Source organism: Thermoanaerobacter sp. CM-CNRG TB177 (assembly GCF_018588165.1).
Lineage (GTDB): Bacteria > Bacillota > Thermoanaerobacteria > Thermoanaerobacterales > Thermoanaerobacteraceae > Thermoanaerobacter > Thermoanaerobacter thermocopriae.
In genome coordinates this window covers 1-12,076 of the sequence record NZ_JAFCAC010000061.1, presented here as the reverse complement: position 1 = coordinate 12,076, position 12,076 = coordinate 1, and the positions used below count along the sequence as shown (strand labels likewise).

11 protein-coding genes and 1 pseudogene are annotated in these 12,076 nt (G+C 35.4%); 4 read left to right on the top strand and 8 right to left on the bottom strand.

Annotation, left to right across the window (positions count from 1 at the left end; all coding sequences use genetic code 11):
• A partial coding sequence (locus I4N53_RS07110) for a hypothetical protein (protein ID WP_214495931.1) occupies window positions 1–209 on the top strand: 209 nt, incomplete at its 5' end.
• 240 nt (window positions 210–449) lie between these two features.
• On the opposite strand, the gene I4N53_RS07105 is transcribed toward I4N53_RS07110, so the two are convergent.
• From I4N53_RS07105 to I4N53_RS07090, 4 genes are all read right to left on the bottom strand, one after another.
• On the bottom strand, window positions 450–1,178 hold the full coding sequence (locus I4N53_RS07105; RefSeq protein WP_012994250.1) for an aspartate/glutamate racemase family protein: 729 nt from the start codon (window positions 1,176–1,178) through the stop codon (window positions 450–452).
• Window positions 1,179–1,378: 200 nt separating this feature from the next.
• Entirely contained in the window at window positions 1,379–2,929 is a 1,551-nt protein-coding gene (locus I4N53_RS07100) for a hydantoinase/oxoprolinase N-terminal domain-containing protein (protein WP_214495930.1), read from the bottom strand.
• A gap of 16 nt (window positions 2,930–2,945) precedes the next feature.
• Window positions 2,946–4,049: a DUF917 domain-containing protein gene (locus I4N53_RS07095; protein WP_028992393.1), complete on the bottom strand. Its 1,104-nt coding sequence runs from the start codon at window positions 4,047–4,049 to the stop codon at window positions 2,946–2,948.
• Between the two features lie 138 nt (window positions 4,050–4,187).
• The gene (locus I4N53_RS07090) at window positions 4,188–5,450 is read right to left on the bottom strand and encodes a cytosine permease (protein WP_013149583.1); all 1,263 of its coding nucleotides are present in this window, start codon (window positions 5,448–5,450) and stop codon (window positions 4,188–4,190) included.
• Between the two features lie 365 nt (window positions 5,451–5,815).
• Between I4N53_RS07090 and I4N53_RS07085 the strand changes: the two genes are divergently transcribed.
• From I4N53_RS07085 to I4N53_RS07075, 3 genes are read left to right on the top strand one after another with little or no spacing between them, the layout of a single operon-like run.
• Window positions 5,816–7,387, top strand: a complete 1,572-nt coding sequence (locus I4N53_RS07085) for a sigma-54-dependent Fis family transcriptional regulator (protein ID WP_214495929.1) — start codon at window positions 5,816–5,818, stop codon at window positions 7,385–7,387.
• An 8-nt stretch (window positions 7,388–7,395) separates the two neighbouring features.
• Window positions 7,396–8,505 (top strand): DUF917 domain-containing protein, encoded by a 1,110-nt coding sequence (locus I4N53_RS07080; RefSeq protein WP_214495928.1) that lies wholly within the window; start codon window positions 7,396–7,398, stop codon window positions 8,503–8,505.
• Entirely contained in the window at window positions 8,502–9,710 is a 1,209-nt protein-coding gene (locus tag I4N53_RS07075) for a hypothetical protein (RefSeq protein WP_012269778.1), read from the top strand. The genes I4N53_RS07080 and I4N53_RS07075 overlap by 4 nt, the downstream gene beginning before the upstream one ends.
• Before the next feature lie 58 nt (window positions 9,711–9,768).
• On the opposite strand, the gene I4N53_RS07070 is transcribed toward I4N53_RS07075, so the two are convergent.
• The 4 genes and pseudogenes from I4N53_RS07070 to I4N53_RS12670 form a co-directional block, all read right to left on the bottom strand.
• A complete protein-coding gene (locus tag I4N53_RS07070) occupies window positions 9,769–10,329 on the bottom strand; it encodes a uracil-DNA glycosylase (RefSeq protein WP_012994245.1) in 561 nt (186 codons plus the stop codon).
• A 5-nt stretch (window positions 10,330–10,334) separates the two neighbouring features.
• Window positions 10,335–10,895, bottom strand: a complete 561-nt coding sequence (locus tag I4N53_RS07065) for a Fe-S-containing hydro-lyase (RefSeq protein WP_013149580.1) — start codon at window positions 10,893–10,895, stop codon at window positions 10,335–10,337.
• A gap of 18 nt (window positions 10,896–10,913) precedes the next feature.
• Entirely contained in the window at window positions 10,914–11,756 is an 843-nt protein-coding gene (locus I4N53_RS07060) for a fumarate hydratase (protein ID WP_013149579.1), read from the bottom strand.
• A 240-nt stretch (window positions 11,757–11,996) separates the two neighbouring features.
• A pseudogene (locus I4N53_RS12670) lies at window positions 11,997–12,076 on the bottom strand (S-layer homology domain-containing protein); the annotation flags it as partial.

The window sequence follows — 12,076 nt, the reverse complement described above, 5'->3', positions numbered from 1 at the left end:
TTAGGCACGCCGCCAGCGTTCGTCCTGAGCCAGGATCAAACTCTCAGCTTCATTTCCTTTACCTCTTCTACTTCTCCTCTTCCGCCTCACTGTTCATTTTTCAAGGTCCCTCGCTGCCTCCATCGCAGCCCCTCTATATTATCAAATCTATCTCCTCTTTGTCAAGTCCCTTCTTTGCTGTCCGTCGCCTCAGCAGCGACGTTTATTAATATATCATTTTTATGTTTCTACTTCAATACCTGTAAAAGGCCATATAAAATCATTTTTCGCAATTACATGTGTTATACTTATTTATGCTTTAAAATACTCCTAATTACAACAATCTGCAACTATTATAGTCATAATTTTTTACACTCAATTTCTGATACCTTTTCTTATTCGTTATTCAAATTCTGTTATATTATAATAAGAGTGGGTGCAGAAAAAATACCCACCCCAACTCTTTTTTACTATTTTTCCCACCAAGTATATAGTTTTACTGGTGGAATCATATAGGTCAACCGGCTGTGCTTTAATCCCATACGCACATAAGTCTTAACCATTCTTACTGCAGCAAAGGCCGGATCTATTACCGGAACATCATAACCCTTTTCTTTTAGCCTGTTCATTAGATTCCGAGCTACTCCCATCATCCCTGTACAACCTAATACAATAACGTGAACATTTTCTTTTTGAATAGCTTCCAAACTTTCCTTAAATAAAGCATCCTCTAATTTCTGCTTGTCTCCTAAATCTAACACCGGAATATTTACATATCTTATCGATTTTACCCTCTTTTCTATTCCCATTTTAGCAACCAAATCGTGCAACATCGGAACAACATTCGGTAAAACTGTAATAACACCAATGTTTTGGCCAAGTCCTAACACAATTTGCATAGGAGGTTCGAAACCACCACACACGGGTATATCAACAAGTTCCCGAGCAGCATGTACCCCTGGATCCCCGAAACAATCAATAACTATACCCTCAAATCCTTCTTCTTGAGCTTTCTTTACTTTATTTAAGATATCTGGCACAGCCATAGCTTCATCATATTCGCATTCGATGGATGCTGGACCATAATCCAAATTTTCAACATCAACATAATCATCAGGATCTACATAGTGTTTGATTTCCCTTTTAACTTCTTCATTAAATTCATCCGAAGTAATCGGTACAATAATTTTTAGTTTCATAAAAAGCCCTCCTTGTTTTTTCAAAGTTATAGGAAGTGGCTTCCTGCTTCATAGAGCGTTATAATACTCTCCGCAGGCGTAATTTCAAGCCCTTTCAGCCTTACCACTCGTAAGGTAAGTGACCCCACCAGACTTGGCTTCCATCTCTTTGGCAGCTCATATCTCTCATATAAAAGATGAATATGAGCTGTTAAAGTCTGTTAAATTAAACTACCTGCAGCTTTAACTCTAATTTTAACCGCATTTCCTGGAAGATATGCTAAAGGTATATCCTCAACGTAAACAATCTCTATTGTGTCAGGATTAGCTCCTGATTTTATTGCTTCATTTATTGCGCGTTGCTTAGCATCATTTAATGCTGCTTCTCTGCTCATTTCGCTCAAAGAGTAAATACGGTCTACTTCTCCACTAACTTGGGCTATAGCAGCACCTAAAGCATTAGCTACTCCAAAATTATTCGGCCTTATTATTTCACTTACACCATGTATTTCATTACCAACAATAATGCTTCCACCACCAACCAACACAAGAGGTTGTGGATCTTTACTAGTTTTCATCTTGTCAATAGCTTCATTAACCATTTCTTGCATTTTGGCATATACGCGTTTAGCAAATTCTAAAGGTATATCTTTTACTTTTTCCTTGGAACCTACTTCTGCCAATCCCAAACGAACTGCAATGTCAGTAGCAGTTATGGTTTTCCCTCCAAATACCAAAGCCTCTTCGGTAATTCTATATCCTACACCTTCAGGACCTATCTTAATTTCGCCGTTTTTTTCTCGAATAATAGTACCACCGCCAAGTGCAAGCGAAATTAAGTCAGGCATTCTAAAGTTTGTCCGCACTCCACCAATCTCTACGGCAATGGAAGATTCTCTAGGGAATCCCTGAGAAATTACTCCAATGTCACTTGTAGTTCCACCAACATCAAGTACTAGTGCATTTTCTAGTTTGCTAAGAAAAGCTGCTCCACGCATACTGTTTGTAGGGCCACAAGCAATTGTTAAGATAGGATAACGCATCGCATAATCAATCGACATTAAAGTTCCATCATTTTGACAAAGATATATTTTAGCTTCTGTAAGGCCCTCTCTTTTCAAAGCATCTTTAAAACTATTAGCAGTTGTCCGAGCAACTTCAACTAAAGCAGCATTTAAAACAGTAGCATTTTCTCTTTCAAGTAGGCCAAGGGAACCAATTTCATGAGATAGAGATATTGGTATTTCCCCAAGAACTTCTTGTAATATTTCTTTTGCTCTTAATTCATGTTTATTGTTAACCGGAGAGAATACAGATACTATTGCAATACTTTCTACTTTGCCTTTAATTTCTTTAGCGATTTTACGAAGCTCATTTTCATCCAATGGACTTATCTCTCTACCATCAAATTCATTTCCGCCGGCAATTAGGTAATAGTGATTTCCTACTGCATCAACTAAATCCTTAGGCCAATCAACTAGTGGAGCAATTGCTGCGGTTGCGGGTTTACCAATTCGAATAATTGCAGTTTTACAAAGCCTTTTGCGCTCAGCAACCGCATTCGTAGCATGGGTTGTTCCTAACATTGCATATTTTATTTTTTTCCGGTCTATCTTGCTTTTATATAATACTTTATTCATTGCTTCAAATATCCCGCTCGAAACATCTTTAGTAGTAGGTACTTTAACACTCTCTACTAATTCCAGATTTTCATCTACTAAAACTGCATCAGTATTGGTTCCACCAACATCAATTCCAATACGATATTCCATTTTTTCCTACCTCCTTTTAACCTCTATTGAGTTCTTCTACAGGTATATAATCAACATCATATCCAAAGTAACGCGGACCAACTGTTTCTATACCTTTTTTAGTTCTCCACTTCTCATCACACGGAATTCCTATAATAAATACTCTCTGTCCATAACGTAATCCTTCGGTGGTTATAGGTAAGGCTGTATGGGCATCAACGGTACAAATCAAGTCAGGCACTGTAGCTACAACTTTCCCATTGCGACGTGCTATTAAATTTTCATTTTGGAAATCAATAATCATTGCTTCCCCTTTGTATTGGTCAATTCCGTCTATATGAGCTTCTCCACGAACAAATCCACCCGTAGTACGCCTTTGCACATCAGAAATTTTGCCTTTAAAAAGCATATAGCCACCTGTTACCTCTAAAAGCGCCTCTATTGGATTTTCACCTTTTTTGCGGGCTTCGCGTATCGCTTTTCCAATTTGTGCTGAATAAGATACAACATTTCTTATTCCTGCTTGTTTTACATCTTTTCCACTCATCGGGTAAATTGCTATCATAACTGATCCACCCATAACTACTGTAGCGTTCCTCGCAAGGCTTTCAGTCCAGAAATTATTGATAGTATGTAAAAGTATAGAATTACCTTTTTCATCTGCTAAAACCATAGGTGTTGCAGAAACTCCATAAAGATGATATGTTACCATTTGCAACTCTGGAAAAGCCCTTCCCATACCATCTACATCTACCAATGGTACCTTTCTTTCACCTGCAACCATAATAGGTATCATTGAATTAACGCCACCAGCTTCAATAGGAAGAACTGCATATACTTCCTTTCCAAGAAAACTTTGGAGACTATCGAAAGCCTTGAAAATCTCTTTTCCTGAAGGAACCTTTTCTACCAATACTGTCGGCGCTCCCATCATTGCCACGGGAACAACTAATGCATCATCAGGTATGTTCTCCACATCAATAAGTTCTACTGGACCATTTCTTTGTATAGATTGAATAGCCATAAGCTTACCTACATAAGGGTCTCCTCCTCCCCCAGTTCCAAGAAGAGCAGCCCCTACTGCGATATCTTCCACCGCTTGTAAATCGATTTTCTCCAATTTTTCTATATCTTTCTTCATTTTCTATAACCTCCTTGTAAAGATATATTGAAATATAAAAACTATACAACTCCGAACATTAAATTTCGAGATACCCCAAAGACCCTAAAAGGAAACTATCGTTTTATATGCATAACCATTTTCTTTCTATTTTTTTCCTCAATGCAAAGCAGTAGCTGATTTTGACACTTTCAATACATAATACAATACCAAATAGCATACCATTGAAGATATTATGCCATTTATGGCTGAAATACCTGTTTTCATAAACAATGCCACAATAAAGCCTATAACCAATGATGCTATTCCTATCCAGTTAATATCTACAATACCAGCCTCCCACATATTTCTATTTCCTTTTTTGCATATCCAGTAATCCGCAATCATGCTACCGGCAATAGGCGGTATACTTGCAGTAAGTACAGTAAGGAAAGAAGTAAAATAGTTTAATATGCCCATGATGGCAAGGACAGTGCCTATAGCACCGGCTATAAAGGTCATAAGTGGTCTTAATTTATTCTCCATGTTAAAAAGGCTTACAATAGCTAGCCCCCCTGAGTAGGCGTTTACCGTGTTGGTAGTCCATGTAGCCAAAATAAGGATTACAGCACCCACAAATCCCAGCCCTAATTGAGCTAAAGCAATTGTTATGTCATATGTACCGGCTACTACAGTGAGGAGTGCCCCAACTACAAGTAGAAACATCCCCGCTGGCCAGACACCCACAAGTCCTGATGTCAAAGCATCCTTCCTACTTTTTGCATATCTTGAAAAGTCAGCAGCAATGACGCCTCCTACTGCAAATCCTCCAACAGCCAAACCAATCGCATAACTCCAGGAATAGCGATCTTTTGGTACATAATTTATCAAATTCTCTATACCGAATGTTGTCAAAACCTGTATTAGACCTACTATAGAGAGAAATACGAGCGCTGGTATGGCAATATAATTTAAGTATTCCAGTGCCTTATAGCCATATACAGCAGTCACTAGCATAATAATACCCCATACCAATCCACTTAACCATACAGGTATATAAATCCCAAGCCACATGTTCATTATTTGAGAAAACGCAGCTCCACATACACTTGCTTGTACTCCAAACCATCCTATACAGGATATTGCAAGAATAGCAGAAATTATAAACCGTGCCCCCTCTCTGCCAAAAGCCGATGAGGACGTAACCACGGTGGGAACCCCTAAATCAGCACCCTGCATTCCTTGAAATGTCATATATACAATTATTATTGTATAACCTATAGCTCCAGCAATTATAGCCTCTAATAGTGGCATGCCCTGGACTATCGCTCCCCCTACCATCAAAGATGATACACATATCATTGATCCTGCCCATATAAGGGCTATACTATACCATGGTCTCTTTTCTGACTCTGGAATCGGATCCAATGCATGTTGTTCCACAATAACGACCCCCTGTCTTGATATTTTTTAATTAAACTTGTAAGATTCATTCAATACTTTGGTATTTTGTTTGCTTTTTTGTTCCAAAACATCTTTTCTTTTTTACTTTAAAGTTATAAAACTTTAAATTTCTGAATAAATTAGATAGCAAATATCGTGCCAATTTGTTTTTAAGTTATCAGTTAAAAAGAGAGAAAAATAAAACGTTTAAGAGTGTATAATTGATAAAATATGTTGACATAAAGTTTTCTTTGAATTAGAATTGTAATAAATAAATCGGTTTATATTTTACGCATTCACTGTATTTTTCTCATTTATTCTCACTTTTTCTCAAAATTTCTCATTTTAAAGCGGTGATAAAATTTATGAGAAATAATTTGATTGATTCTCTTCAAGAAACCTTTGGTTTTGTAACCGAACTTCAGAAAGAATGTTTATCATTTATATCACCTTCAAAAGCAGGCTATCATGTTTGGTCACCACCATGTACTCCCACTTGTCCAAATATCAACAATTGCCCTTATGATTTAATACTTTCTTTTAAAATAGAAAAGAACAATTTTTTGGTTGCTTTACCTAAAAAACGTAGCAAAAATTTAAAAATAACGCCTGCCTCAATCATTAAATTTTTGCAGATTGTATTAGAAACATCATTCGCTTCTGAACAAAAAACAAATAATATTTTATTACTAGAACAGACATTGCAATTTTTAGCAAAACAATCAAACATAGAATTCTACCTCTTCAACAACAAAGGGCAAATAATCTTAAGTCAAAATTCTTCTTTTGTTCAGCTCTCTCCATCTGATATTTGGGAAAAACTAGGTGATGCCAATGGTTCAGAAGGATTTATAAAAACTCAATGGGGAAATTTTTATTATCACCTCTTTGTAAAAAATGATAAACCAATAGGCTTAATAATCTGGAAAATCAAATCATTCCAAAAAAATGTAAATTTTTGTCCATCAAGCAAAGATTATTCTTTTGCTATTATAGGTAAAAACTATCATTTTACTGAAATAAAAAAACTCATCCGTCAAATAGCTGCAACTGAGCATACAATACTTCTTCAAGGTGAAAGTGGTACAGGCAAAGAGCTTTTTGCTCGTTATATTCATCACTTAAGTCCTCGAAAAGATGGTCCTTTTATTGCCATAAACTGCGCCGCAATCCCTGAAAACCTTCTTGAAAGCGAACTTTTCGGCTATGAAGATGGTTCATTTACAGGTGCTCGTCGCGGTGGCAAACCGGGTAAATTTGAACTTGCTAATGGCGGAACAATTTTTCTTGACGAAATTGGAGACATGCCTTTACCATTACAAGCAAAATTATTACGGGTTTTGGAAGACCGACAAGTAGAACGAATTGGTGCTACTATTTCTCGTCCAGTTGATATAAGGGTTATTGCAGCAACTAATAAAAATTTAAAAGAATTAATTGATGCTAAATTATTTAGAGAAGACCTTTTTTTCCGCTTAAGTGTTTTCCCAGTCTACATACCAGCACTACGTGAGCGCCGAGATGATATCCTTCTTCTTTTAGACTTTTATTTAAAAAATATCTGTCTTGAACAAGATAAACCATTTAAAATTTTCAGTCCAGAAACTATTGAAATTCTTCAGAATTACAGCTGGCCAGGAAACATACGAGAATTAAAGAATGTAGTAACTTACGCCGTTTCACTTTGTAAAGACGATATAATTACTCCACAGTATTTACCGAAGTACTTACAAAATGGCGTATCCTTTAATAAATATCAGTTTACTAACGTTAAAAGCGAACACTCATTTATTGAAGATGAACAGCTCAAAAATCAATTGGAAATTTTATTAGCTAAATATGGCAAATCTACACAATCAAAAAAATTGATTGCTCAAGAATTAGGCATTAGTTTAGCAACCCTTTATCGTTGGCTTAAAAAATATCGTATAAGGTAGGTGTGAATATGCAAGAAATTATCTCTGATTGGATTGAACCACTTTGGTATGGCAGTATTTTTCTTGGTTCGGGTGGTGGGGGGAAAAGTGAACTTTTGGCATCCGTACTGGATAAAGCTTTACAAAACCGTGCTATTCCTTTACTAACCCTTGATGAATTGTCTGAAAGTAACTTTTTCTGCGGTATAGGTCTTTTAGGTTCACCGGAATTATGTGAAGAAAATTTACCCTCGGGTAAAGAAGCTAGTATTGCCATTGAGGAATTAGAAAAATATACTGGGTTCCAGTTTAATGGAATCTCAATTGTTGAAGGAGCAGGAGTTAATATCTTTTATCCACTTTTAGCAGCACTTCAAACTGGTTTGCCAGTTATTGATGGTGATGCTATGGGAAGAGCTTTCCCCGAACTACAAATGACTACTTATCATCTTGAAAACTTACCTGTTACCCCTTTGGTACTAGTTGATGGCAGTTATAACGTGCATCTGTTCCTTGAAAAGCAAGATACATTTCTTTTAGAACTTAATACGCGCCAGATTGTTTGCCAACAAGGAGGAGTTGGTTATTTTGCAGGCTTTCCTTATTCCGGTTCCGTATTAAAAAAAGTTTTACTTCCAAGTACTCTAACTTTTGCCCGTGAAATAGGTGAATGCTTTTTACATGCTGATAATTACCACGAGCTATTCAACTTGCTTTTAGAGGTAACTTCTAATTCTTTTTATGGTCCTATAGTCGAAATTTTTCAAGGTACCATAAAAAATATATCCGCATATGAAACTGCCAAGTGGAAAGCAGCAACACTAATCTCACCAAAAGGTGAAGAATTACAACTTCTTTTTCAATATGAGAATTTACTTGCGTTCAAAAATGGTCATATAGCCGCTAGTGTACCCGATTTAATTTCCGCAATTGATCTAAATAAACTTAAACCAGTAAATAACAATGAAATTTATGAAGGTCAGCCTCTAGTGCTTCTAGGTCTGCCGGCACCACTTCGACTCAGAATCAATAAAGCTTTAGATGTAGTTGGTCCCCAATGTTTTGGTTATCGAACTATTTACGTGCCGCTAGAAAAACTATATTGGGATTACTACCATGAAAAGGAGGTATTTTTTTGAAAGTTACGTTAGGAATTTTTATAAATGGTCAACACGGAACTATTATTGCTGGGTCAGGTAAATATCTTTTGTACGAGAGAAAATTTTCTTCACAAACTTTTTTAAACGAATTACAACATTGTCTTACTGTCCTGGGTTTATCTAAAAAAAATGTCAGTAAAATCTATTTTACCCCGCCCTTTTCTTTTTCACCAGAAAATAAGACGAGTTCAATAATCCATCTTAGGCTTGTCCCAGAACAATTTAGTGATTTTTCTGTTTATCCTCAAAATTTACAAAAATCAGTTAAAATCTTGCAAGTAGCTCCACAAAAGCTTTTGCAAAAATTAGAAGAAAACGAAGATCAAATTAAAAAAGCTAAAGTAATTTCCATAATTACACCTTTTGGATTGGTTTATCCAGAAAAAGAGAACAAAGCAGTTTATACAATAAACAAATTTAACCAAGGAATAATACTAAAATCCCAAAATTACCCACATCTCGGTTTTCATAAACGAGAAAAATCATTATTAATAGCTGACAATTTTGTGGTTGCAGTATCACCTTATGTACAACAGCTTAAAAATTTCTTTGCCCCTCATTCTCCAGGAATATATTGGGTTGAAAATGAAGCTGTTTATTTAACTGAAGATTTTTTACCACAAACTTGCGGTAAAATTTACGAATTTACACCATTAATACAACTAGCCCGAGGTGCTGCCGTTTCCTTCGGTTATGATTATGCTTTAGCCCTTTTTAAAATAGGTTCTATATTTAAACTTTTTCAAATACAAAATTATGTTGAAGTAAGTGAATTATCCTCACCTTTTAGTTTCGCTGCTACTTCTTCAGTACAGCCTTTATTTGATGATATTAAAGGCAAACTTCCTAAAGCTCTTCAGGATGTAATTCCTATTTTTAACTTTTCCAGTTGCTATTTTTCTGATTCTTATCCGTACCGGTTTTATCAGATTACTTTTTCAAAATCACTCCGTTACATTGGTTTACTCACAGCTCCATCGATTTTAACATCTATTACTGTTTGTAAACAAGAAGATTTATATTACCACAAAAAAAGACTACTAAAAAATTTATACCTTGTTAATAAGAACCATAATCTTCTAAAAAAGCCTATAGCTTTTTGTCAAGAAACTCCTATTCGTTATTTAACTTCTAATCATACAATCTTAAAAGTGGGACTAAAAGAGTCAAACTCATTCCAGTAGTATAAAAATATCAACTTCATTTTTCCTAAATTTTTATTCCTCTACGCTTATGAACAAATTACAATAACTTATCTAATTCCTCTTTAATTTTTTTAAAGTCCTCCATTGCAGGCTCTAATTTTTCAGGGTCTCTCAAAATTGCAGCTGGATGGTAAGTTGCTATTATTTTGACGCCTTTTCTTTCAAACCATTGGCCTCTCATTACCGTTATTTTAAAATTTTTGTCTATTATAGCCTTTGCTGCAGTCGCTCCAAGACATACTATTATTTTAGGAGCTATTATTGCAACTTGGTTTCTTAAATAAGGTAAACATGCGTCAACTTCACTTTGCAAAGGCACTCTATTGTTTGGTGGTCTACACTTTACTATATTAGCAATATAGACTTCTCCTCTTTTTAATCCAACCTCCTCTAGCATTTTATTAAGAAGTTGGCCAGCTCTTCCTACAAAAGGTCTTCCTTGTAAATCTTCATCTCTTCCTGGTCCTTCTCCCACAAATATAACTTTTGCCCTTAAATTTCCTTCTCCAAAAACCATATTAGTTTTCGTTTTACTAAGGTCACATTTTGTACAATGTAAACACTCTAAATACAATTCTTTCAAGGGTAAAAGCGCCATTTTTATCACCTTTTTAAATTAGTTTTATATTTTTTTCTTTCAATGTCATATAAATTATTGCCATAAATATCTATAGTAACAATAACAGGGAAATTCTCAACAAAAAATTTATAGATAGCCTCCGTACCTAAATCTTCATAAGCCACTATTTCAGCTTTTTTTACTTTTTGTGCCAATAATGCTCCTGCTCCTCCTATAGCAGTGAAATAGACCGCTTTATACCTTTTCATGGCTTCTATGACTTCTTTACTCCTATACCCCTTTCCTATCATGCCTTTTAATCCCAATTCAATTAATACCGGTGTGTATTTATCCATTCTTCCGCTTGTGGTAGGGCCACAACTTCCTACAACTTGTCCCGGTTTAGGAGGACATGGCCCTACATAATAAATTATACTATTTTTTATCTCAAAAGGTAATTCCCTTCCTTTCTTTAATGACTCTATCATTCTTTTATGAGCTTCATCTCTTGCTGTATAGATTTCTCCTGATAACAATACTAAGTCCCCTGCATTAAGCTGGTCTATTATTTCTTCAGTCAAAGGCGTATTTACTTTTTTATACATCTCATTACCTCCTACATACTATAATATAAAAGTAGCATGTCTTGTAACATGACATCCTAAATTGACAGCTACAGGAAGAGAAGCTATATGGGTAGGATAAGTTTCAATATGAACATCAAGAGCAGTGTTTTTTCCACCTAAGCCTTGGGGGCCAATTCCCAACATATTTATTTCTCGCAATAATTCTTCCTCTAATTTAGCTAACATTTTATCTGGATTTCTTTGCCCTATATCTCTTAACAAGGCTTTTTTTGCAAGATATGGAGCATATTCAAAGTCTCCTCCAATACCTATTCCTACTATTAATGGAGGACAAGCATTTGGACCAGCTTTTTCAACTGTTTCTATAACAAAACTCTTAATTCCTTCTACTCCTTCAGAAGGTTTCAGCATTTTTAAAGCGCTCATGTTTTCACTCCCTGCCCCTTTAGGCATTACAGTTATTGAAAATTTATCACCTTTACAAATATGATAATGGATTATTGCAGGAGTATTATCACCTGTATTTATTCGTAAAATTGGACTTTTTACAACAGACTTTCTCAAATACCCCTCCTCATACCCCAGTCTTACCCCTTCATTTATCGCTTCTTCTAAACTGCCATTTACTATATGTACTTCTTGTCCCATCTCTACAAAAACTATTACTATTCCTGTGTCTTGACATATAGGCATCCTTTGTGTTTTTGCTACTTCAGCATTTGCAATTATATCTTTTAAAATTTCTCTACCTAAAGGGCTTATTTCCTCTTTTATTCTTTCTTTTAAATTTTTAAATATATCTTGAGGTAATTCATAATTAGCTTCAATACATAGCAATTTTACTATTTCAGTAATTTTTTTTGCTTGTATTTCTTTCAAAATTTTTCACTCCCTCTTAAGTTCTTTCAACTATATAATACTATTTTTTTGTAAATTTTTTAAGGAAATTTTGTTGAAGTAACGCAATGGCAAGTAGGTCTTTGCAATTTCTGCACGTCCTCCAAAAATAACTTGTCAGGTATGCGGTTTTCCTTCTGTTTCTCCTGTATGTACTTTCTGCCGCACATAGGTGGCAAACAACCAATGAAAAAATGCGCCAGAAAAGGCGCATTTTTTCACTTATATATTTCCCGTTTTTTCTAAGACTCTGTAAAGCATAGCTGCTGCCTCTGCTCTTGTGGCGTTCTCTTTGGGCCTGA

What these genes read in the sequence shown, in the direction of transcription:
- I4N53_RS07105 (WP_012994250.1), bottom strand. Translation starts at nt 1,178, where the DNA reads ATGAAACTAAAAATTATTGTACCGATTACTTCGGATGAATTTAATGAA.
- I4N53_RS07100 (WP_214495930.1), bottom strand. Translation starts at nt 2,929, where the DNA reads ATGGAATATCGTATTGGAATTGATGTTGGTGGAACCAATACTGATGCA.
- I4N53_RS07095 (WP_028992393.1), bottom strand. Translation starts at nt 4,049, where the DNA reads ATGAAGAAAGATATAGAAAAATTGGAGAAAATCGATTTACAAGCGGTG.
- I4N53_RS07085 (WP_214495929.1), top strand. Translation starts at nt 5,816, where the DNA reads ATGAGAAATAATTTGATTGATTCTCTTCAAGAAACCTTTGGTTTTGTA.
- I4N53_RS07080 (WP_214495928.1), top strand. Translation starts at nt 7,396, where the DNA reads ATGCAAGAAATTATCTCTGATTGGATTGAACCACTTTGGTATGGCAGT.
- I4N53_RS07070 (WP_012994245.1), bottom strand. Translation starts at nt 10,329, where the DNA reads ATGGCGCTTTTACCCTTGAAAGAATTGTATTTAGAGTGTTTACATTGT.
- I4N53_RS07065 (WP_013149580.1), bottom strand. Translation starts at nt 10,895, where the DNA reads ATGTATAAAAAAGTAAATACGCCTTTGACTGAAGAAATAATAGACCAG.